A 21,252-nucleotide genomic window follows, 5' to 3' on the forward strand; every position below is an offset into this window, starting at 1 on the left:
ATGCGTCCTTAGCCGAGGAAGTTTTCCGGGATCTTCGCCGCAGCGCGCGCGGCGCCGGTCGAGATCACGTTGCGGCGCACCAGCTCCGTCAGGTTCTGGTCCAGCGTCTGCATGCCGACATTGCTGCCGGTCTGGATGGCCGAGTACATCTGGGCGATCTTGGCTTCGCGGATCAGGTTGCGGATCGCCGGCGTGCCGATCATGATCTCGTGCGCCGCCACGCGGCCCGAGCCGTCCTTGGTCTTGAGCAGGGTCTGCGAGATCACGGCCTGCAGCGATTCGGACAGCATCGCGCGCACCATCTCCTTCTCTTCGGCCGGGAACACGTCGACGATACGGTCGATGGTCTTGGCGGCCGACGAGGTGTGCAGGGTGCCGAACACCAGGTGGCCCGTCTCGGCCGCCGACAGCGCCAGGCGGATGGTTTCCAGGTCGCGCAATTCGCCGACCAGGATCGCGTCCGGGTCTTCGCGCAGCGCGGAGCGCAGCGCGTTGTTGAACGACAGCGTGTGCGGACCGACTTCGCGCTGGTTGATCAGGCACTTCTTGGAGTCGTGCACGAATTCGATCGGGTCTTCGATAGTAAGGATGTGGCCGTACTCGTTCTCGTTGAGGTGGTTCACCATCGCCGCCAGCGTGGTCGACTTGCCCGAGCCGGTGGGGCCGGTCACCAGCACCAGGCCGCGCGGCTTCATTGCCAGGTCGGCGAAGATCTTCGGCGCGTTCAGCTCTTCCAGGCTCAGGATCTTGGACGGAATCGTGCGCAGCACGGCCGACGCGCCGCGTTCCTGGTTGAAGGCATTGACGCGAAAGCGCGCGAGGCCAGGGATCGCGAACGAGAAGTCGCACTCGAGCACTTCTTCGTACTGCTTGCGCTGGCCGTCGTTCATGATGTCATAGATCATGCCGTGCACGTCCTTGTGCTCGAGCGGCGGCAGGTTAATGCGGCGCACGTCGCCATGCACGCGGATCATCGGCGGCAGGCCGGCCGACAGGTGCAAGTCCGAGGCCTTGTTCTTGACCGAGAAGGCGAGTAATTCCGAAATGTCCATTTATAATCCCAGTGGCTCGAGGTGCGCCTTTGTCATCATCGCTGCTCGAAAAATATTTCCTATAGAAAATCATTATGTCCACAATCGCCGCCAACTTGCAAGCTGTCGAAGCGACAATCGGGGAGGCTGTCCAGGCCGCCGGACGCGCTCGTCGCGAGGTGCAATTGCTCGCTGTGTCCAAGACGTTTCCCGCACAAGCCGTGCTGGATGCGATGGCGTCCGGACAACGTGCGTTCGGTGAAAATTATCTGCAAGAAGCGCTCGACAAGATCGTGAACGTCGCGCAGGCGCAACCCGATGCGCCGATCGAATGGCATTTCATCGGCCCCATCCAGAGCAACAAGACCCGCCCGATCGCAACCAGCTTCCACTGGGTGCATACGGTCGAGCGCCTCAAGATCGCCCAGCGCCTGTCCGAGCAGCGCCCGCCCGAGCTCGGCCCCCTGAATATCTGCCTGCAGGTGAACATCAGCGGCGAGGCCAGCAAGAGCGGCGCGTCCGAGGCCGAGTTGCCCGAACTGGCGCGCGCCGTGGCGCAGCTGCCGAACCTGCGCCTGCGCGGCCTGATGGCGATCCCCGAACGCGCGACCGAACCCGAGCAGCAGCGCGCCGCCTTTGCCCGCCTGCGCAAGCTGCACGACGCGCTGCGCGCCGATGGCCTCGCGCTCGATACGCTGTCGATGGGCATGTCGGGCGATATGGCCGCTGCAATCGCGGAAGGCGCGACCATCGTGCGCATCGGCAGCGCCATCTTTGGCGCACGCAATTACGAATAACAGGAAAAACACATGAAGATCACGTTCATCGGCGGCGGCAATATGGCTGCAGCGCTCATTTCGGGCATCGTCCGGCAGGCCGGTTCGGGCGCCAACATCCATGTCGTCGACCGCAACCCGGAAGCGCTGGAGCGCCTGTCGCAACAGTACGGTGTGCGCACCGCGACGGCGATCGACGAACAGGTCGGGCAGGGCGAAGTCGTGGTGCTCGCGATCAAGCCGCAGCAGATGCGCGAAGTCGCGGCCGAGCTGGCGCCGCACCTGACGCGCCAGCTGGTGCTGTCGATAGCCGCAGGCATCCGCAGCAGTGATTTGTCGCGCTGGCTCGGCGGCTACGACGCGATCGTGCGCACGATGCCGAACACGCCGGCGCTGATCGGCATGGGCGTGACCGGCCTTGTTGCGCAGACGGGCGTGAGCGAGGCCCAGCGCGCGCAGGCCGATACCGTGATGCGCGCGGTCGGCAAGACCGTGTGGCTGGATGACGAAGCGCAGATCGATCCGGTGACGGCGGTGTCGGGCAGCGGCCCGGCCTATGTGTTCTTCTTCCTGGAAGCGATGCAGGAGGCGGCCCTGCAAATGGGCTTGAACGCGGAGCAGGGCAGGGAGCTGGCGCTGGCCACCTTCACCGGGGCGGCGCAGCTGGCGGCGCAGTCGGATGAACCGGTCGAGGTTCTGCGCCAGCGTGTGACGTCGAAGGGTGGGACCACGCATGCGGCGATTACCAGCATGGAAGCGGCCGGGGTCAAGGAGGCCATTGTCGCGGCGATAAAGGCGGCGGCGGCGCGTGGACGCGAGCTGGGCGAGGAACTGGGCAGCAACTAAGGGCGCCCGACAAAACCGTTCGGCATATCATGCTCGGACTGAGCATGGGTACGTCCGCAACCGGCCAAACCCGGCCGTTCAGCCGGGCATATCAGGTCACCGAGGCGAAAGATTCGCGGACTGTCACGACGCGCGGGAGCCGACCTCAAGCCAATGGCCAGCATCCGCAAGCGACCTCATTGCTTTCTCAGCGAAGTCGAGCGTCCCATAGGGCGCTGAGCATGCTGACCGCTCATACGTAGAAACGCCAGGAGCGTTCACCAAGGTAACCACATGATTTATGGGTGTGCGTGCGTTGACGCACCGCGCGGCCCATGCCACCCGTCTAATCTCGACACCCCAATGTAACGGCGCATAGCATTGCCACAAGCAGCTTGGCTACTAAAGAAAGAAAGGTGAATATGTCAAAGGAATCGAAGCAGGCAGTACTGCACCGGATGGTCACCCCAGAACATACTTGTCCATTTGGAGTCAAGTCACTCGAACTATTGAAACAGGCGGGTTACCAAGTCGAGGATCATCAGTTGACTACTCGAAATGAAGTCGGCACGTTCATGCGGGACGAGGGAGTCCAGACTACGCCGCAGACCTACATTAACGGGCAGCGTATTGGCGGGCATGACGAACTTTTCGCTTTTTTAAGCGACAAGTGAAGGCCAACTGCCTGGTCGAATAGCGCCTGAATGTCCGCTCTTGACAGGGAGAATGCGCCGACGCGATGGGCGCCATCGACGCGCACAGCGAGCGTGTCAGGCGATTGCCCCTGCATGGCTGCCGCCGATAGCGGCAGCAGGAAGGTCAGTGCCAGGAAGGTCAGCGACAGAACAGGCCGCAGGATTCGTTTGCGCATGGTGCCTCCAACCGTGGTCGCTCGTCCGGTTGGACAGCGGCCCGGTTGGCGCGTTCACGCGCACCCGGATCAGTGGATCTCGAACTTTCTCCAGCCCAGCACCGGCAATACCTTCTGCGCCAGCTTGTAGACGGACAAGGCGCCGGTCACCGCGCCGACAACCCACTTCGGCTTGGTGACCAAAAAGCCCAGGCCCAGGCCGGCGGCGGCCAGGACGGCGGTCTTGTGCTGCGCCACGTAGCCGGGGGCGCCGCCGAGTTCGGACGGATGGCGCAGCAGCGCCACGTCATGCGCCATCAGTGCGCGCTGTTCAGCGCACTGGGCGGACAGCAGGCGGCGGCGCGCCGCCAGGGTTTCATTGCTGCTCATGGAACGGCTCTCCTTTGACGGCTTGCGCATCCTTGCGCAGTTCGGCCAGCGTGGCGGCCATCAGCGGCGGACGCGTCACCAGGTCGCCGCGCACCTTGAAGAAGGCGAGCAGGCTGCTCAACGCGAACAGCCCCGTCATGACGCCGATCGCCAGCAGGCGATGCGTGTCCCAGAACAGGACCAGCACGAACAGGATCGCCAGCAATACCGCGACCACCGCGAAAAAGGCGGCCGCGACGCCCCAGGCCAGATAGCCGATCAGCCGGTGTGTCTCTTCCTGCAGCTCGATCGCTGCCAGTTCCAGCCTGGTCCGCACCATGGCGAGCAGGTTGGATCCTATCCTTCCGATGGTCGCGGAGATCGTCATCTTATTTACGTGCGATCAGCATGCCGATCACGACGCCGATGGCGGCGCCCAGGCCGACCGACTTCCATGGATTGTCCTTGACGTATTCGTCGGTGGCCTTGGCGGCGACCTTGGTGCGCTCGACCACGGTTTCTTCGGCGTGGATCAGGCTGGTCTTGGCGGATGCCAGGGTCTGCTCGAACTTGACCTTGGCGGCCTTCAGCTCTTCGCCGGTCAACTGGCCGCCGTTGCGCAGCCAGGATTCGGCGTCGTGGATCACGGTCTTCAGGTCGCTGACCAGTTGGTCGCGGGTGCCGGTCTGGGTCGGGATTTTTTCGATCATCGTGGGCCTCTTCTGTGTTGTGGGTGAATGCATTTTGGACAATATTAACCTAATGCATAGTCGAGCGCGACACCAATGAACAGTGCGGCCCCCAACCAGTTGTTGTGGCGGAAGGCTTTGAAGCACTTCATGCGGTCGCGATCGCGGATCAGGGTGTAGTGGTAGAGCGCCATGCAGCCGGCCACCGCCACTCCACCCACGAACCACCAGCGCAGGCCCAGCGACCAGCCGCATAGCAGCAGGATCGCCAGCGAGGCGCCGTAGCACAGCATGATGGCGGCCACGTCGAAGCGCCCGAAGGTGATGGCCGAGGTGCGCATGCCGAGCTTGAGGTCGTCGTCGCGGTCGACCATGGCGTAGGCGGTGTCGTAGGCCACGGCCCAGAACACGTTCGACGCCAAGAGCCACCAGGCCACGGCCGGCACCTTGTCCTGCACGGCGGCAAAGGCCATCGGGATGCCGAAGCCGAAGGCGATGCCGAGATAGGCCTGGGGGATCGCGAAGAAGCGCTTGAAATACGGATAGGTGCCGGCCACCACCACCGCCACCACCGACAGCTGCTTGGTCAGCGCGTTGAGCGGCAGGATCAGCAGGAACGACACGATGGCCAGCACCGCCGCCACCATCACCGCTTCCTTGCCGCTGATCTTGCCGCTGGTGAGCGGGCGGTCGACGGTGCGCTTGACGTGGCGGTCGAAGTCACGGTCGGCGTAGTCGTTGATGGCGCAGCCGGCCGAGCGCATCAGCGCCGTGCCGATGACAAAGATCGCCAGCACCTGCAGGTCCGGCACGCCGCCGGACGCCATCCACAGCGCCCACAGGGTAGGCCACAGCAAGAGAAGAATGCCGATCGGCTTGTCGGCCCGGACCAGGCGGAAATAGAGCGCCAGCTTGTTCATGGTGAATTGCGTCTTGTCAGAGAAGCACTGTTGAGCAGGAAGCAGCGATTCTAGCCCCTTTGGCGACATGCCGGCTATGTCGCCTTGTGCATACGGGCTCTATACATTGTGCATGACACGACCGCGTATTTATCGCATGGCGAATACTTCATTGTTGTCATTTTATCGTCATGGATTTGACATTTTTGTTTGTTTTAATGCATCAGTCCTACCGGGGGTGGTAGGGACAGGACGGGCCTGATGCACGGGCGCCGCCAACGACACCAGACGCCGGACCACCGGCTCGATCCTATTCTTTGGAGCATCTCAATGAACGAACACGATATGTCGCCTTCGCGGCGCAACCTGCTCAAGGGCATGGCCGGCGCTTCCGCGCTGCCTTTCGTCGGCGCTTTCGCTGCGCTGCACGCCCGTGAAGCGCTGGCGGCCAATGGCGCGACCGCCCTGGTCGACAGCCCCTACGGCCCGATCGCCCCGGTCAACGACCTGGCCACCGGCCTGCCGCTGCTGCAACTGCCGCCGGGCTTTAGCTACAAGAGCTATGGCTGGCGCGGCGACACCATGAGCGACGGCCGTCCCTGCCCGGGCGGCCATGACGGCATGGGCGTGATCGTCACGCGCAAGGTTGGTCGGAGTACGGAACAAGTGTTGGTACGCAATCACGAAATCAGCGGCAGTGCCGCTGTCAATTTCATCAATGCCTACGGCCTGTACGACACCGGCAATGTGAGCGGCAGCTCGAGCAACCGTTCCTGCGGCGGCACGACCAATCTGGTGTTCCGCGACGGCGACTGGGTCAGCATGACCCCGAGCCTGGGCGGCACCCAGCAGAACTGCGCCGGCGGCATCACCCCCTGGGGCACCTGGCTGACCTGCGAGGAGATCGGTTCGGACACGGTCAGCGCCGGCGGCAAGAAGCACGGCTATGTGTTCGAGGTGACGGCCGATCCGCAGCAGGTGACGGGCCAGGCTATCGTCAATATGGGCCGCTTCGCGCACGAAGCCGCCGCCGTCGATCCGAACAACAGCAATGTCTACCTGACCGAGGATTCCTCGGGCAAGTCGGGCTTCTACCGTTACATCCCGGACGTCAAGACCGGCGCGCCCGGTTCGCTGGCGATCGGCGGCGTGCTCGAGATGGCCAAGGTCAGGGGCCGCAACAACGTCAACCTGGCGGTGGCCTCGGTCGACGACACCTATGAGCTGGAGTGGGTGCCGATCGCCAATCCGGACGCCAACCGCGGCAGCGGCGTGGGGCTGAATGGCGAGACGATCAACAGCGCCGCCGGCCCCTTCGTGCAGGGCTGGACGAAAGGTGCGCTGCGCATGAACCGCGGCGAAGGTATCTGGTATGCACAGGGCAAGATGTACGTGATGGACACTTCGGGCGGCCACGTCAACCGCGGCGCGATCTGGGAACTCGATCTGGCGCGCCAGACCCTGAAATGCATCTACTCGAGCCCGAGCCAGCTGGTGGGCAATATGGGCGATAACCTGACGGTCAGCCCGCGCAACGCGATCCTGATCTGCGAAGACTCGTCGAGCGCCATCACCGACCACTTCGGCTATGGCCAGCGCCTGATGGGCCTGACCGGCGCCGGTGACGCCTACATCTTCGCCAAGAACAATATCAACCTGACGGCCGCCCAGCTGCAGGGCGCAGGCAAGCTGCCTTCGCTCGCCGGCGACCGGCGCGGCAACGAATTCGCCGGCGCCTGCTTCGACCCGACGGGCCGCTACCTGTTCGTAAACATCCAGACCCCGGGCGTGACCTTCGCGATTTCGGGCCCGTGGGCCAAGGGCCCGCTGTAATCGTCATTTTTATAAAAGGAAAACGAACATGAGCATGAACAAATTCGTCGCCGCCACCGCCGTCGCCCTGAGCGCGCTGGCCTTTTCGCATTCCGCCAGCGCCGTCGTCCTGACGAGCAGCAGCGGCGCCAATATCGTGACCGACTACAGCGAAGCCGGCGTCGTGTCCTTCGATCTCGACCTGGTCGACTTCAGCACCACCACGCTGAATTTCGTGCTGGAAGAAGCCGACCTGGCCGGCCCGCTGAGCTTCAACGCCATCATCCGTAACCTGGTGGGCCTGTCGATGTACCAGTTCAACTTCGGCCTGCAGGGTATCGGCTACGCAGCGGCGGGCAGCGTGTCCTCGTTCTCGGGCGCCGCGGCCAGCTACTCGAGCAATAACGCCGTCATCAAGTTCGCCAATGGCGAGACGGCCGACGTCCTGTTCGGCAATCCGACCTTCCTGGACGGCCGCAGCGACTGGCTGCTCGACACCACCGGCCTGTCGACGGGCGACACCTTCTCGATCGTGGCGCAGGTGCCGGAGCCGTCGACCGTGGCCATGATGCTGCCGCTGATGGCGGGTCTGCTGCTGGCGCGCCGCCGCAGGCGCGATTGAGGTTTTCGCAGGGCGTTTGACATGCCTGTCACTTGGTGACATAGTAGACGTCACTAAGTGACAGGCATGGAGCATTATGGGAGTGCAGGACGACGCGAAGCTGGCGGTATCGCGCCACGCGGCAAAGCTGTTCGTAGAACGCGGCGTGGCCGCGACCAGCGGCGACGACATCGCCGCGGCGGCCGGCCTGTCGAAGCGCACGGTCTGGCGCTACTTCCGCAACAAGGAAAGCTGCGTCGAGCCGCTGTTCGATGCGACCTCGCTGCGCTTCATCGCCATGCTGCGCGACTGGCCGCGCGATGCATCGATCGAGTCCTGGCTGCAGACCTGCTTGGGGAGTGAGCGCGCCGCCGCCGACCTGGCCGACGACGTGCTGGCCGTGCGCCTGCTGGCCATGCTGCCGGACGAGCCGGACCTGCGCGCTTCCTGGCTGATGGCGACCCAGCGCGCCGAAGACGCGCTGGCCGCGATCGTCGCCGACCGCCTGGAGCGTTCACCCAGGGACCTCGAGGTGCGGCTGTGCGCCGCGACCGTCATGGCCGCCATCCGCGTGATCGACGAAACCATCAGCATCGCCGCCGTGAAGCACCGGCAACCCTTCACCACCCAGGACGTGATCGACCGCCTGGCGCACGCCATCCGCGTGGCCAGCACCCTGCCGATCTGCGATCCGGTCCTTGCCTGATAAGGAGATTCGCTATGCATCCCATCGTCTATCCCTCCACCCGCCGCATCGACACCTTTGACATCCTGCATGGACAGCGGATCGACGATCCTTACCGCTGGCTGGAAGGCGATGCGCGCAGCGACGGCGAGGTCGCGGCCTGGATCGCGGCGCAGAACGCGGTGACGAATGCCTGCCTGGCCGAGCTGCCAGGCCGCGAGATTTTTCGCGCGCGGCTCGAGGCGCTGCAGAATCACGAGAAATTCACGATCCCGCGCGAGCGGGGCGGGCGTTATTTCTACACCCGCAATCCCGGCCTCGAGAACCATTCGACCCTCCTCGTGCGCGACAGCGTCGACGGCCCGGACCGTGTGCTGATCGACCCCAATACCTGGTCCGAACACGGCACCCGAGCCCTGGCCGAATGGGCGCCGTCGAAAGACGGCGCGCTGCTCGCCTATGCTGTGCAGGAAGACGGCGCCGACTGGCGCACCATCAAGGTGATCGAGGTCGCCAGCGGAAAAATCCTCGACGATGCGTTGGCCTGGGCCCGCTTTACGACCATCGCCTGGGCGCCCGATGGCGCCGGCTTTTTCTATACTCGCTATCCCGAATCGACGGCGGGCGACGCCGCCCTGGCCAACCACGCAGTCTATTTCCATGCACTGGGCACGCCGCAGTCGAGCGACCGGCTGCTGTATGCGACGCCAGAACGTCCCGAGCTGCTGCACTTCGTCGAGGTGACCGACAGCGGCCGTTACGCGCTGATCACGTCCACGCCCGGCACCCAGACCAACAACCTCGTCGTCATCGACCTGCACGACGAACGCTGGCAACCGCGCACCGTGGTCAAAGGCTTCGACGCCGAATGGTCGCCGGTGGGCGACGCCGGCAACACCTTGTACCTGCTGACCAGCGAGGGCGCCGAACGGCGCCGAATCGCCACCCTCGACCTCGCCGACCCCGGCGCCGCGCCGCGCGACCTGATTGCCGAGGACAGCGCCGTGCTGGGCGACGCGCGCCTGGTTGGCGGGCGGCTGATTGCGACCTACCTGGTCGACGTCAAAACCCAGTTGCGACGCTTCACGCTCGACGGCCGGCCGGATGGCATCGTGCCGCTGCCGGGCATCGGCAGCGCGGGCGGCTTCCAGGGGCATCCAGATGACAACCAAGCCTTTTTCGTATTCACCAGTTTTAATGCGCCGACGACGATCTACCGCTACGACGTGGCCGCAAACACGGCCAGCGCGTGGGCGTCGCCGACGGTCGACGCCGACCTGGAACACATCGTGGTCGAGCAGCGCTTTTATGCGGCGCGCGACGGCGCCCGGGTGCCGCTGTTCCTCATCCGGCGCAGCGACGCTGCGGGGCCGGCGCCGACCCTGCTGCATGGTTACGGCGCCTTCGGCATCAGCATGATCTCGTACTACGAGCCAAGCCTGCTGGCCTGGATCGAGCAGGGAGGCATCGTGGCGATCGCCAATATCCGCGGCGGCGGAGAATATGGCAAGGCCTGGCACGAGGCGGCCCGTCTCGATAAAAAGCAGACCAGCTACGACGATTTTCTGGCCGCTGCCGAGTACCTGCACGCGCACGGCATCGTGACGCCGGACGGCCTGGCCGTGCATGGCGAATCCGGCGGCGGCCTGCTGGTGGGCGTGGTCGTCAACCAGAGACCAGAGCTGTTCGCGGCCGCCTTGCCCGGGGTCGGTGTGATGGACATGCTGCGCTTTCACCATTTCACGGGCGGGCGCCTGTGGATGGGCGAGTTCGGCGACCCGGACGATGCGGTGCCGTTCCGCAATCTGCTGTCCTATTCGCCTTACCACAACGTGGCGCCCGACAAACGCTATCCGGCCGTCCTCGTGACGACGGCGGACACCGACGACCGCGTCGTTCCGGCCCACAGTTTCAAGTACGTCGCGGCGCTCCAGCACATCGATACCGGACCGCGTCCGCACCTGGTGCGCATCGAGACCCAGGCCGGCCACGGCGCCGGCAAGCCCACCGCCAAGGCCATCGCGGAGATGGCAGACAAGTGGGCGTTCGCCGCGGTTTGGACGGGGTTGGAGGTGGAATGAACGTAGAAGCTGGGCAATAGTGCGAGGGCCGGACTCGGCCGGATGCTAGACTTTGTTGAAAGCGGACATGAGATTGTCCGTTTTCATTTTCAGCTTTTGCTTTTGTTCCGCATCGGCCAGATGCCCAGTCAAAGGAGTCGACTTGCTTATGCGCGCCCATTTCAGTTTCCTGTTCCTGTTGTTGATCGCCCTGGCGGCGCCACTGTCACCGACCGCCTTCGCCGCCGGCCAGGCCGAAGAAGCGGCGCCCGCCGAGGAAGTCATTCCCGATCCGCTCAAGCGCGAGACGCCGCGCTCGATGGTGTCGGGCCTGATTTCCGCCCTGGCCGAGCCCGATTACGATCGCGCCGCCCAGTACCTCGATACACCGGCCGGAACCAACCGCCAGCGCACCAATGCCATCTCGCAGGCGCGCAACTTCCATGCGCTGCTGGACAACGGCGGTTCGCTGTCGCCGTTCGTCGCGCTGTCGAACGAAGCCATCGGCAAGATCGACGACGACTTGCCGGCCGAGCAGGAAAATGTTGGTGTGTTGACCATCCAGGACAAGAAGGTCCCGGTGCTGCTGACGCGCAGCCAGGACGGCGACCACCAGGTCTGGCGCGTATCGCGCGAAACGATCGACCAGGTCGCACAGGCGGCGCGCCAGGAGCCGGTGGCGCAGGAGCCCGACAAGAACGAGTTTACCTTTGCCGGCGCGCCGCTGAAGGACTGGGCGATGCTGGTCGGGCTTGGTGTGCTGATCTTCGGCGGCCTGTGGACGGTGGCTGCCCTGATCGTCGCCGCCATGCGCAGGCTGGTGCCCGACGCGGATGCCAACGGCCTGGTGCGCTTCATGGAGGCGGCGCTGCCGCCGGCCAGCCTGCTGATCGCGGTCGGCCTGTTCTACAGCTGGGCCGAACGGCTGCCGGTGTCGATCGTCGCGCGCACGACCCTGCTGCGCTATACCGGCATTGTCTCGGTCATCGCGCTCGTGTGGTTCGGCCTGCGGCTGATCGATGCGGTCGCCGAGCTGGCCACCGCGCGCATGCAGCGCAGCCAGCGGCGCCAGGTGGTGGCCGTCATCACGCTGGCGCGGCGCGCCGCCAAGATCCTGCTGCTGGTGTTCTCGGGCATCGCCATCCTCGGCACCTTCGGCATCGACGTCACGACCGGTATCGCGGCGCTGGGTATTGGCGGTATCGCGCTGGCGCTGGGCGCCCAGAAGACGGTGGAAAACCTGGTCGGCAGCGTCACGGTGATCGCCGACAAGCCGCTGCAGGTGGGCGACTTCGTCAAGGTTGGCGACGTGGTCGGCACCGTGGAAGACGTGGGCATCCGCTCGACCCGTATCCGCACCGGCGAGCGCACTGTCGTCACCATCCCCAATGGCGACCTGTCGGCGCGCCAGATCGAGAACTTCGCGGCGCGCGACCGCTTCCTGTTCAACCCGACCATCGCGGTGCCGCTCGGCACCCCGTCGGCCAAGCTGAAGGAGGCGATCACTATCGTCCAGCAGGTGCTGACGGAAGAGAAGAACATGGCCGAGGGCCATCGCGCGCGGCTGGGCAGCATCAACGATCGGGCCTTCAACATCGATGTCTGGTCGTACATCAATGTGAGCGAGTTCGACACCCAAGTCATCATCCGCGAGACGCTGCTGCTGAAGATCCACGAGCGGCTGGAAGCGGTCGGCATCCCCTTCGCCTTCCCGACCCAGAAGATCGTGTTTTCGCGGGAGCAGACCGGCGCCCGGGAACAGCCAGGTGGTCTTGGCGAGGGGGGAGAGGATGCAGGCCTGGTGACGCTGGATAAGACTATGCCGCAGCCTCGAGCATGACCATCTCGACGCCAGGCAGGTGGCATTCGCCCACCGCGCGCACCACCGCATCGATCGCGGCGCGGCGGGTGAAGCTCTTGCGCCAGGCGATCACCACGCGGCGCGACGGCGCCGGCGGCGAAAAGGGCACGTAGGCCAAGAGGCCGTTCGGGTCGCGCATATCGGCCACCGAGGCGCGCGGCAGCACGGTCAGGCCGATGCCGCTGGCGACCATGTGGCGGATCGTCTCGAGCGACGAGCCTTCGAAGGTGCGCTGCATGCCGTTGCCGGCCGCTGGCGCCGAGAAGCGCGCCATTTCCGGGCACACCTCGAGCACCTGGTCGCGGAAGCAGTGGCCGGCGCCCAGCAGCAGCATGGTTTCGCTTTTCAGGTCTTCGGCCGAGATTTCCTTGCGGCCCGCCCACGGATGGCTGCGCGGCATGGCCACGACGAAGGGCTCGTCGTACAACGGCTGCACCGACATGCCGTGATCGGGCAGCGGCAGGGCCATGATGGCGGCGTCCAGCTCGCCCTGGCGCAGCAGTTCCAGCAGTTTATGCGTGTAGTTCTCTTGCAGCACCAGCGGCATCTGCGGCACGGTGTCGATCAGGTTCTTCACCAGCGGCGGCAGCAGGTAGGGCCCGATCGTATAAATCACGCCCAGGCGCAGCGGGCCGGCCAGCGGATCCTTGTTCTGCTTGGCCAGCTCCTTGATGGCGGCGGTCTGTTCCAGCACCCGCTCGGCCTGGGCCACGATCTGGGCGCCCAGCGGCGTTACGGAGACTTCGGAACCGCCACGCTCGAACAGGGTCACGCCCAGCTCGTCCTCGAGCTTCTTGATGGCGACGGACAGGGTGGGCTGGGCCACGAAGCAGGCCTCGGCGGCATGGCCGAAGTGTTTGGCGCGCGCGACGGCGACAATGTATTTCAGCTCGGTCAGTGTCATGTTTATGTGTTTCGGGTAGCGCACCGTGGCCGACGCCGGGGCGACGGACCGGGGCGGCAGACCCGTTTTAGCCATGAAATAATAGTTTAACGAGAATCATAGTCGATATAATTGCCCGGCGACCTACAACACTGCAATTTTTGAAAGGCCCGCATGTCCTCGACGTTCGGCCCGGCGGAAGCCCAGGCCTATATCCACAAGCTCCTGACGGTGATGCACCACCAGGGCGGCTCCGACCTCTTCATCTCGGCTGACTTTCCTCCAAGCATCAAACACCAGGGGGCGATGAAGGCGCTCAGCCAGCAGCGCCTGACGGGCGAAGTCACGCGCGCGCTGGCGCTGTCGATCATGAACGAGCGCCAGCGCGCCGAGTTCGAGGCCGAGATGGAGTGCAATTTCGCGATCTCGCTGCCGGGCGTCTGCCGTTTTCGCGTCAACGTCTATGTGCAGCAGCAGAGCGTGGGCATGGTGGTGCGCACGATTGCCTCCGAGATTCCCAACTTCGAAAAGCTCGACCTGCCCGAGGTGCTCAAGGACGTGGTGATGACCAAGCGCGGCCTGGTGCTGGTCGTGGGCGGCACCGGTTCCGGCAAGTCGACCACGCTGGCGGCGATGATCGACTACCGCAACAGCAACTCGGCCGGCCACATCATCACGGTGGAAGACCCGGTGGAGTACGTCCACAAGAACAAGAACTGCCTGGTGACGCACCGCGAAGTGGGTGTCGATACGCTGTCGTGGCACCACGCGCTCAAGAACACGCTGCGCCAGGCGCCGGACGTGATCCTGATCGGCGAGATCCGCGATACCGAGACGATGGAACATGCGATCGCCTTCGCCGAGACCGGCCACCTGTGCCTGGGTACGCTGCATGCCAATAACGCCAACCAGACGATGGACCGGATCATCAACTTCTTCCCGGAAGAGCGGCGCAATCAGCTATTGATGGATTTGTCGTCGAACCTGCGCGCCATCGTCTCGCAGCGCCTGGTGCGCCTTGATGATGGCAAGGGCCGCAAGGCGGCCATCGAGATCCTGCTGAACACGCCGACCATCGGCGAGATGATCCTCAAGGGGAACTTCCAGAACATCAAGGAGATCATGCACAAGTCGCGCGAACTGGGCATGTGCACCTTCGACCAGGCCTTGTTCGACCTGTACAACAAGGGCCTGATCGGCTACGACGAGGCAATCCGCAATGCCGACTCGGCCAACGGCCTGCGCCTGCAGATCAAGCTGTCGGGCGAGCGCCGGGAACCGGGCGGGGGCGCGGTGCGGCCGGCCGAGCTGTCGATGGCGATCGAAGAAGAACTCGACGACGAACCTCCGAAACACTGACATTCGCTTTATCTTTACTTATGCCTTTATTCGAAAACAAACTCTGCACGCGCGCCGAGCTCGCCGCGCGTATCGCCGCACTGCCAAAACCGGTCGTGCTGACCAACGGCGTGTTCGACATCCTGCACCGCGGTCATGTGACCTACCTGGCGCAGGCGCGCGAACTGGGAGGTTCGCTGGTGGTGGCGGCGAACACCGATGCTTCGGTCAAGCGCCTGGGCAAGGGCGACGACCGTCCGCACAACACGCTGGCCGACCGCATGGCGGTGCTGGCCGCGCTGGAATCGGTGAGCCTGGTGGTCGAGTTCGACGAGGACACGGCGCTGGAAGTGGTGCAGGAGGGCCGCCCCGACATCTATGCCAAGGGCGGCGATTACGTGATGGATCAGATCCCCGAAGGCAAGGCCGTGCTGGCCTATGGCGGCCGGGCGGTGGCGATCGACTTCGAGCATGACCGCTCGACCACCAAGCTGGTGGCGCGCATTCGCGGCTGACTGTTTCTTCAGTTTGCCGCGGCAGGCAGGCGGTCGTATTGCACGACACCGCCCGCCGACTGCGTGAACACCAGGTCGCATCCGGCGAAGACTTGTGCGCTCACGCCGTCGTGGACCGAGTCATAGAGCCATGCGGCCATCGCGGCATTCGTCGCCTGCATCTCGATTTCCTGGCCGGTTTTGTCTGCTTGCAGCGCATCGACCAGTTCCTGGACGAAGAAGGGGATGGCGCCCGCCGTCCATTCGGCTCCGCGCTCGTGCGCCTCGGCTGCGCGCGGCTGCGCCATCGCCATCAGCGCGGCGGCGTCGACCCGGGTTTCCATGGCCAGGGAAGGTTCGGATTGGTCATCGGTCGTGAAGACACGTATCAGCATGGTGGTCGCTTTCGTTTCATTGGTTGGATTCAGCCCATATGGTACGCGTAGTACGCGTCCCACAGCTTGTTGCGGAACCTGTACGCCGGGTCGACCCTGCGCTTGAGCGCGAAAAAGCGTTCGGCGTCCGGGTAGGCGGCGTGGAATTGCTCGACGGTCGCGTGAATCTGGTAGGGCAGGTAGTAGGAGCCGTTCAATGCCGTCGCGGCGTCGACCAGCGCGCGGGTCCAGGCGCGCACCGCGTCCCGGTCCTGCGGCGCGGTGTGCTGGCGGTAGTACAGCACAAAGGCGAACACGTCGCTGCGGGCCCAGGCCAGCAGCGTGCCCGGGTCCTTGCGCGCATGGCGGATCGAGACGTTGATCACGTTCACATGGTGCTGACGCAGGATGGCGCGCAGCCGCGCGGCGAAGCTTTCCATCGCCGCGACCGGCACGAAATACTCTTGTAGCGCGTAGGCGGTCCCGGCGCCGGCCAGCGGCGCGAGCGAATGGATGTCGAGGCCGGCCTGGTGGTTGCGCCACTCGACCGCGTCGGTCGAATAGAGCAGCGGCTCGAGGATGCGCCGGCGCAGCTCCTTGCCCCAGTGCGAAGCCGAGATCACTTCCTGCAGCCGACGTTCGATGCGGTAATCGCCGCCCGTGGCAGTGAGGCGGTTAGGTAGCGTCACCGCGCGGCTGGTGCGTGAGAAGGTCACCGCACGCACCAGCGAGTAGTCGTCGGGATACAAGGTGGCGTTGTGCATTACGGCATTCGGGTCGGCGCCGATGCGCGCTTCGAAGAATCGGCGGTAGCCAGACAGCGGCATGACCTGCGAGCGCCGCTCGAGCGGGCCGTTGTCGGCCAGGCGCAGGGTCGCTTCGACGATCACGCCGATGCCGCCATAGCCGCCGATCGCCCCGTAAAAGAGGTCGCTGTTGCGGGTAGGGCTGGCGGCGAGCAGCGTGCCGTCGGCCAGCAACAGACGGATCGCTTCCACGCTCGACACCAGCGGGCCTTGCCCGACATAGCGGCCGTGGGCGTTGACGCCGAGCGAGCCGCCCACGGTGAAATCGGCATACGACTGCATTACCTGCAGCGCCAGGTCGTGCGGATCGATGACGGCCTGGATGCGGCGCCAGGTGATGCCCGGCTGGACCGTGATGCTGCGCTCGGCGGGCACGAAGCGCACTACCTGGTCGAAGCCGCGCATATCGAGGTGCAGCGACCGTTCGGCGGCGATCTGGCCGCCCATGCTGTAGCGGGCGCCGCCGATCGAGACCGGACCGGCGTGCGTGCGCAGCGCGGTGACGATATGGTCCACCGTGCGCGGAACGAGGATGCGCTCGACATTCACCGGATTCAGCTGCGTCGCGTCGTTCACCACCGGCTGGCGGGCGAGGGCCGGCAGGCCGAGCGAGGCGAGCGCGAGCGCCAGGCGGCGGCGGGTGGGCATCGGCGATCTGGGCAAGCGCGATCTCCAGGGCAGGCAATGGATGAGCAAACTACGCATCGACGACGCCGGTGTCAACGGCTGGGGTCCTTATAATGAGCGCTGCATAAATTCTCCGAGGAATATCATGATGACGCCGTCCTTCCACTCACCGATCACGCCGGACCTGGTTCATGGCGCCGTCGAACTCGAGCGCACGGAAGCGGGCCTGCTGCCGCACCGCCTGCCGGCCTGGGCGCGCGCCCAGTACCAGGATCCGCAACTGGCGATGGTGGAGGCGCAGCCTTCTGGCGTGCGCCTGGCGCTGCGCACCGCGGCGACGGTCGTGGAACTGGTCGTCTTGCCGACCAAGCGCCGCTATGGCGCCATGGCGCCACGCCCGGACGGCATCTATGACCTGCTCGTCGATGGCGAGCTGGCGCAGCAGGCCAGCGCGCCGGGCGGCAAGATCATGGACATCGACGTATTGTCAGGCGCGGCCAAGGTGCAGCCGGGCGACGTGCAGCGGCTGCGCTTTGCCGGCCTGCCGCCGGGCGACAAGACGATCGAGATCTGGCTGCCGCATGACGAGACGACCGAGCTGGTGGCGTTGCATGCCGATGCACCGATCGCGCCGCTGACGACCCTGGGCCAGCGCCGCTGGCTGCACCATGGCAGCTCCATCAGCCAGGGCTCCAATGCGACCAACCCGACCGGCATCTGGCCGGCGGTCGCCGCCCGGCTGGCCGGCGTCGACCTGCTCAACCTGGGCTTTGGCGGCAATGCATTATTGGACCCGTTCACGGCGCGCACGATCCGCGACTTGCCGGCCGACGTGATCAGCCTCAAGCTGGGGATCAACCTCGTCAACACGGATGCGATGCGGTTGCGCGCCTTCGGGCCGGCCGTGCACGGTTTTCTCGATACGATCAGGGAAGGGCATCCGACCACGCCGCTGCTGGTGATCTCGCCGACCTGGTGTCCGATCCATGAGACGACGCCCGGCCCGACCATGTTCGATGGCAAGGCGCTGGAAAAGGGGACATTGCTGTTCCGCGCAATGGGCAACGACGCCGAGCGCCGCCAGGGCAAGCTGACCCTTGGCGTGATTCGAGAGCAGCTGCAGAATATCGTTCAGCAGCGGGCCCCGGCCGATGCGAATATCCACTACCTCGACGGCAGCGCGCTTTACGGCGCCGAGGACAATGCGCGTTATCCTCTACCCGACGAGCTGCATCCCGAGGCAGAGGCGCACCGCCTGATCGGCGAACGGTTTTGCGCGCTGGCGTTTCATGCCGGGGCCTTTGGCGAAGGCGGGGCCCGAATTTGAGTTTTCCCTCCGTTGGAATATACGCTTCCGAGAAACTACTATCTCTTGACCTGCGAGACTCCCATGCCACATGAAACCAGTTCGGACAACCTGATCTCTTTGCTGTCGCTCATGCCGCATCCGGAAGGAGGCCACTTCAAAGAGACATACCGAAGTCAACACGGCGTGAACAGGGAGCAGGACGGGGTTAGCCGTTCTGCCTCGACCGCGATCTATTACCTTCTGCGCGGAAGGGAGAGATCTACCTGGCATCGGATTCGGTCGGACGAGATGTGGCATTTCTATGAAGGTGTCCCAATTCGGATCTACGTCCTGGAGCCGGATGGAGGACTCAGCGTTCTCAGACTCGGTAATCCATTGCGGCATGAAGGCGCGAATTTCCAGGCGCTGGTTCTTGCTGGACGCTGGTTCGCTGCTGAATGCGAGGAGCCCGAGGGCTACAGCCTGGTGGGTTGTACGGTAGCCCCGGGCTTTGAGTTCGAGGAATTCGAGATCGGGGATGCGAGCGTCCTCAAGCGGGATTGGCCCGCGCATGCGGAGTCGATCGCGCGCCTGGCGTAATACGGAGGTTTGTGGGACTCTTAACCTTCAGTATCAATATCACCCTGGACGGTTGCGTCGATCACCAGGAAGGAATCGCTGACGACGAGACACATGCATACTTCACCCGGCTCATGGACGAGAGCGGGGCGATGCTGTGGGGCCGCGTCACCTACGAGATGATGGAGAGCTACTGGCCAGCGGTCGCCACGGGCGCTACGGATGCACCGCCGGCAATGCGCGAGTGGGCGCTCAAGCTGGAGGCCAAGCCGAAGTACGTGGTGTCCTCGACACGCGCCGACTTCCTCTGGAACAACAGCCACCACATCGCTGGCAACCTGGGTGCGGGCGTGCAGCAGCTCAAGGACGCGACGCCGAATGGCGTGCTCCTCGGTAGCGGCAAGCTCGCGACTGCGCTGGATCGGCTGGATCTGATCGACGAGTACAAGCTACTCGTCCATCCCCGGATCGCAGGCCACGGCCCGACCCTGTACGAAAGCGGACTGCGCAGCACGCGACGGCTCGAACTGATCTCGGCGAAACCACTCCTCAGCGGTGCGGTCGCCATGCACTACCGGCGCGCGCGCTGACTCGGCGATGCGCGGCATGCAAAAATTGCAGATGTGGCAAATAATTCGGTAGGCTGAAGATCGGCGTCGACGTTACCATCAGGCCACCTATCATTCGAGGAATTCACATGGGGATATATACGCGCTGTGTCGTAGACCGTGAAACGGACAGTCTTGAGGAAGCAAGTTGACTCGGCGAACAGATCGTTGCATGGCTTGCCGAACGGCAGATCATTGAAAGCCGCTTGATCGACTGACCTCTTGGCGACCAAGACTATTCGCCAGGTCCGCACTGTTGCGGGCATGGGGCGCTCCCTCTTGTGCGGCACGTGTGGCCCGGTGTTCTGGAACTGGCCGAGCTTGTCACCGGAATTTGTACATGAACTGTCTGAACGGATCGGGCGCCGCGTGTCGCTGATTGAAGGGAAGCAGTTGTGCCGATATCGACGCTCCAGAGGGGACACAGATGATTGATTTCCGACTAATTGCAACCGTCGCGTTAAGTGTCAGTTCAATTGCTTCTAGGTACTTGGGCGTCACCTTACCGCGCGCTGAGATAAGCGCGCCAGTTGGTATAGGCGACCGTTGGGCATCGAAGCGTTAGTGAACGTGACGTACTGTCGCAGTCCAGGATTGGCCCGAGCATTCGAAGTTGATCGCACGTTTGACGTAGTGATGAGATTGTAAAGATGCGCTTGGATCGATTGCTGCTCTACAATGAACGGTCGATATCGGCCGAAAGTGGGCGGTAGACACCAATTCACCATTCAAGGACGCACTTCTCATGGATCACGCCCTGACGATTTCCGTACCTCGCCTGCACACAGATCGGCTTACGCTTCGGGAATATCGTGTTGAAGACTTCGAATCATTCGCAGACCATTTGTCGAACGCCGAAAGCTCGGCGCATTTAGGCTCGGCAGACCGTCAGACCGCCTGGCGCATCTTCAACTCACATGCCGGATTGTGGCTCCTGAACGGGGCTGGCTGGTGGTCGATCGAGGACCGGCAGACAGGTCAGCTGGTCGGCTGCGTGGGAGCTTTCTTCCGCTGCGACTCAGCAGTGATGGAGATGGGATGGAATACTTATCGAGAATTCTGGGGAAGAGGCATTGCGAACGAAGCGGCGGCGGCTGTCTTGCATCATGTGTTCGAGGTTCGGCGTGAACCGAAGGTGCGGGCGCTGATCGATGCTGGCAATGAATCATCGCGTCGTGTTGCCGAGCGCCTGGGAATGACGTACGAAATGAAAACCGAGTTGAGTGGCAAGGAAGTCAATAGTTATATGCGTGAGCGCATCTAAGGCGGTCGTGTTCGACGACGGCCTTATCCCATGACCTTGGGTTCGGACCTAAGCCCCACCCTGGTAACCGTTCTGCCGCCAGGCCTCGTACACCACGATCGCCACGGTGTTCGACAGATTCAGGCTGCGGTTATCGGGTCGCATCGGCAGGCGGATGCGCTGGGCAGGCGGGAAGGTCTCACGAAACGCCGGCGCCAGGCCGCGCGACTCCGGCCCGAACACGAACACGTCGCCCGGCTGGAAGCTGGCCTCGGCGAACGGCGACGAGCCATGCGTGGTGAGCGCGAACATGCGAGATTGATCGGGCTTGACCGCCTCCAGGAAGGCATCCCAGTCCTTGTGCACCTTCATATTGGCGTACTCGTGGTAATCAAGCCCGGCGCGGCGCATCTTGGCGTCGTCCAGCGGAAAACCGAGCGGTTCGATCAGGTGCAGCTGGGCGCCGGCGTTGGCGCACAGGCGGATCACATTGCCGGTATTCGGCGGGATTTCTGGTTCGACCAGGACGACGTGAAACAAGGTACTTCTCCTCA

24 protein-coding genes are annotated in these 21,252 nt (G+C 64.1%); 14 read left to right on the forward strand and 10 right to left on the reverse strand.

Annotated features, from left to right (window positions below; all coding sequences use genetic code 11):
* Positions 1 to 8 precede the first annotated feature (8 nt).
* Positions 9 to 1,052 carry a type IV pilus twitching motility protein PilT gene (locus AC3A6F_RS00945; protein WP_320472771.1) on the reverse strand — a complete coding sequence of 348 codons (1,044 nt, stop codon included), beginning with the start codon at positions 1,050 to 1,052 and terminating at the stop codon, positions 9 to 11.
* 74 nt (positions 1,053 to 1,126) lie between these two features.
* Between AC3A6F_RS00945 and AC3A6F_RS00950 the strand changes: the two genes are divergently transcribed.
* The 3 genes from AC3A6F_RS00950 (at position 1,127) to AC3A6F_RS00960 (ending at position 3,306) form a co-directional block, all read left to right on the forward strand.
* Positions 1,127 to 1,828, forward strand: coding sequence for a YggS family pyridoxal phosphate-dependent enzyme (locus AC3A6F_RS00950; protein ID WP_487678106.1), 702 nt, complete (start codon positions 1,127 to 1,129; stop codon positions 1,826 to 1,828).
* Positions 1,829 to 1,840: 12 nt separating this feature from the next.
* Positions 1,841 to 2,653 carry a pyrroline-5-carboxylate reductase gene (gene proC / locus AC3A6F_RS00955; RefSeq protein WP_487678108.1) on the forward strand — a complete coding sequence of 271 codons (813 nt, stop codon included), beginning with the start codon at positions 1,841 to 1,843 and terminating at the stop codon, positions 2,651 to 2,653.
* Positions 2,654 to 3,090: 437 nt separating this feature from the next.
* Positions 3,091 to 3,306 (forward strand): glutaredoxin domain-containing protein, encoded by a 216-nt coding sequence (locus tag AC3A6F_RS00960; protein WP_487678475.1) that lies wholly within the window; start codon positions 3,091 to 3,093, stop codon positions 3,304 to 3,306.
* Here AC3A6F_RS00960 and AC3A6F_RS00965 read toward each other — a convergent pair.
* From AC3A6F_RS00965 to ubiA, 5 genes are all read right to left on the reverse strand, one after another.
* Positions 3,243 to 3,503, reverse strand: coding sequence for a hypothetical protein (locus AC3A6F_RS00965; RefSeq protein WP_487678483.1), 261 nt, complete (start codon positions 3,501 to 3,503; stop codon positions 3,243 to 3,245). The two genes, AC3A6F_RS00960 and AC3A6F_RS00965, sit on opposite strands and share 64 nt — an antisense overlap.
* A 69-nt stretch (positions 3,504 to 3,572) precedes the next feature.
* Complete coding sequence (locus tag AC3A6F_RS00970; RefSeq protein ID WP_487678109.1) at positions 3,573 to 3,872, reverse strand: hypothetical protein; 300 nt, start codon at positions 3,870 to 3,872, stop codon at positions 3,573 to 3,575.
* Positions 3,859 to 4,239: a phage holin family protein gene (locus AC3A6F_RS00975; protein WP_487678111.1), complete on the reverse strand. Its 381-nt coding sequence runs from the start codon at positions 4,237 to 4,239 to the stop codon at positions 3,859 to 3,861. Before AC3A6F_RS00975 ends, AC3A6F_RS00970 begins: the two co-directional genes overlap by 14 nt.
* A gap of 1 nt (position 4,240) precedes the next feature.
* Positions 4,241 to 4,561, reverse strand: coding sequence for an ElaB/YgaM/YqjD family protein (locus AC3A6F_RS00980; RefSeq protein WP_123069197.1), 321 nt, complete (start codon positions 4,559 to 4,561; stop codon positions 4,241 to 4,243).
* 44 nt (positions 4,562 to 4,605) lie between these two features.
* The gene (ubiA, locus tag AC3A6F_RS00985) at positions 4,606 to 5,460 is read right to left on the reverse strand and encodes a 4-hydroxybenzoate octaprenyltransferase (protein WP_487678114.1); all 855 of its coding nucleotides are present in this window, start codon (positions 5,458 to 5,460) and stop codon (positions 4,606 to 4,608) included.
* A gap of 309 nt (positions 5,461 to 5,769) precedes the next feature.
* Between ubiA and AC3A6F_RS00990 the strand changes: the two genes are divergently transcribed.
* From AC3A6F_RS00990 to AC3A6F_RS01010, 5 genes are all read left to right on the forward strand, one after another.
* Positions 5,770 to 7,272 carry a PhoX family protein gene (locus tag AC3A6F_RS00990; protein WP_487678116.1) on the forward strand — a complete coding sequence of 501 codons (1,503 nt, stop codon included), beginning with the start codon at positions 5,770 to 5,772 and terminating at the stop codon, positions 7,270 to 7,272.
* A gap of 28 nt (positions 7,273 to 7,300) precedes the next feature.
* Entirely contained in the window at positions 7,301 to 7,873 is a 573-nt protein-coding gene (locus AC3A6F_RS00995; RefSeq protein ID WP_487678117.1) for a PEP-CTERM sorting domain-containing protein, read from the forward strand.
* 76 nt (positions 7,874 to 7,949) lie between these two features.
* Positions 7,950 to 8,558 (forward strand): TetR/AcrR family transcriptional regulator, encoded by a 609-nt coding sequence (locus AC3A6F_RS01000; protein ID WP_487678118.1) that lies wholly within the window; start codon positions 7,950 to 7,952, stop codon positions 8,556 to 8,558.
* Positions 8,559 to 8,572: 14 nt separating this feature from the next.
* Complete coding sequence (locus tag AC3A6F_RS01005; RefSeq protein WP_487678119.1) at positions 8,573 to 10,618, forward strand: prolyl oligopeptidase family serine peptidase; 2,046 nt, start codon at positions 8,573 to 8,575, stop codon at positions 10,616 to 10,618.
* A gap of 148 nt (positions 10,619 to 10,766) precedes the next feature.
* Positions 10,767 to 12,437, forward strand: coding sequence for a mechanosensitive ion channel family protein (locus AC3A6F_RS01010; protein ID WP_487678120.1), 1,671 nt, complete (start codon positions 10,767 to 10,769; stop codon positions 12,435 to 12,437).
* On the opposite strand, the gene AC3A6F_RS01015 is transcribed toward AC3A6F_RS01010, so the two are convergent.
* Complete coding sequence (locus AC3A6F_RS01015) at positions 12,415 to 13,362, reverse strand: hydrogen peroxide-inducible genes activator (RefSeq protein ID WP_487678121.1); 948 nt, start codon at positions 13,360 to 13,362, stop codon at positions 12,415 to 12,417. The genes AC3A6F_RS01010 and AC3A6F_RS01015 overlap by 23 nt on opposite strands.
* 153 nt (positions 13,363 to 13,515) lie before the next feature.
* On the opposite strand from AC3A6F_RS01015, the gene AC3A6F_RS01020 reads away from it, so the two are divergent.
* Together AC3A6F_RS01020 and AC3A6F_RS01025 are read left to right on the forward strand one after the other, a co-directional pair.
* Positions 13,516 to 14,700: a PilT/PilU family type 4a pilus ATPase gene (locus AC3A6F_RS01020; RefSeq protein WP_487678122.1), complete on the forward strand. Its 1,185-nt coding sequence runs from the start codon at positions 13,516 to 13,518 to the stop codon at positions 14,698 to 14,700.
* Between the two features lie 20 nt (positions 14,701 to 14,720).
* Entirely contained in the window at positions 14,721 to 15,194 is a 474-nt protein-coding gene (locus AC3A6F_RS01025; RefSeq protein ID WP_487678123.1) for an adenylyltransferase/cytidyltransferase family protein, read from the forward strand.
* 8 nt (positions 15,195 to 15,202) lie between these two features.
* Here AC3A6F_RS01025 and AC3A6F_RS01030 read toward each other — a convergent pair whose 3' ends face one another.
* Positions 15,203 to 15,568 (reverse strand): hypothetical protein, encoded by a 366-nt coding sequence (locus AC3A6F_RS01030; RefSeq protein ID WP_487678124.1) that lies wholly within the window; start codon positions 15,566 to 15,568, stop codon positions 15,203 to 15,205.
* 29 nt (positions 15,569 to 15,597) lie between these two features.
* Positions 15,598 to 17,016, reverse strand: coding sequence for an FAD-binding oxidoreductase (locus AC3A6F_RS01035; protein ID WP_487678125.1), 1,419 nt, complete (start codon positions 17,014 to 17,016; stop codon positions 15,598 to 15,600).
* Positions 17,017 to 17,125: 109 nt separating this feature from the next.
* Between AC3A6F_RS01035 and AC3A6F_RS01040 the strand changes: the two genes are divergently transcribed.
* The 4 genes from AC3A6F_RS01040 to AC3A6F_RS01055 all read left to right on the forward strand — a co-directional run bounded on the left by AC3A6F_RS01040 (position 17,126) and on the right by AC3A6F_RS01055 (position 20,719).
* Complete coding sequence (locus AC3A6F_RS01040; protein WP_487678126.1) at positions 17,126 to 18,307, forward strand: SGNH/GDSL hydrolase family protein; 1,182 nt, start codon at positions 17,126 to 17,128, stop codon at positions 18,305 to 18,307.
* A 63-nt stretch (positions 18,308 to 18,370) separates the two neighbouring features.
* On the forward strand, positions 18,371 to 18,868 hold the full coding sequence (locus AC3A6F_RS01045; RefSeq protein WP_487678127.1) for a cupin domain-containing protein: 498 nt from the start codon (positions 18,371 to 18,373) through the stop codon (positions 18,866 to 18,868).
* 11 nt (positions 18,869 to 18,879) lie between these two features.
* On the forward strand, positions 18,880 to 19,437 hold the full coding sequence (locus tag AC3A6F_RS01050; RefSeq protein ID WP_487678128.1) for a dihydrofolate reductase family protein: 558 nt from the start codon (positions 18,880 to 18,882) through the stop codon (positions 19,435 to 19,437).
* A gap of 763 nt (positions 19,438 to 20,200) precedes the next feature.
* A complete protein-coding gene (locus AC3A6F_RS01055; protein ID WP_487678129.1) occupies positions 20,201 to 20,719 on the forward strand; it encodes a GNAT family N-acetyltransferase in 519 nt (172 codons plus the stop codon).
* Positions 20,720 to 20,767: 48 nt separating this feature from the next.
* Here the strand turns inward: AC3A6F_RS01055 and trmL are convergent, their stop codons facing one another.
* The gene (gene trmL / locus AC3A6F_RS01060; RefSeq protein ID WP_273028190.1) at positions 20,768 to 21,238 is read right to left on the reverse strand and encodes a tRNA (uridine(34)/cytosine(34)/5-carboxymethylaminomethyluridine(34)-2'-O)-methyltransferase TrmL; all 471 of its coding nucleotides are present in this window, start codon (positions 21,236 to 21,238) and stop codon (positions 20,768 to 20,770) included.
* Positions 21,239 to 21,252: the final 14 nt, after the last annotated feature.

The organism is Massilia sp. Soil_C_3 (assembly GCF_057657035.1).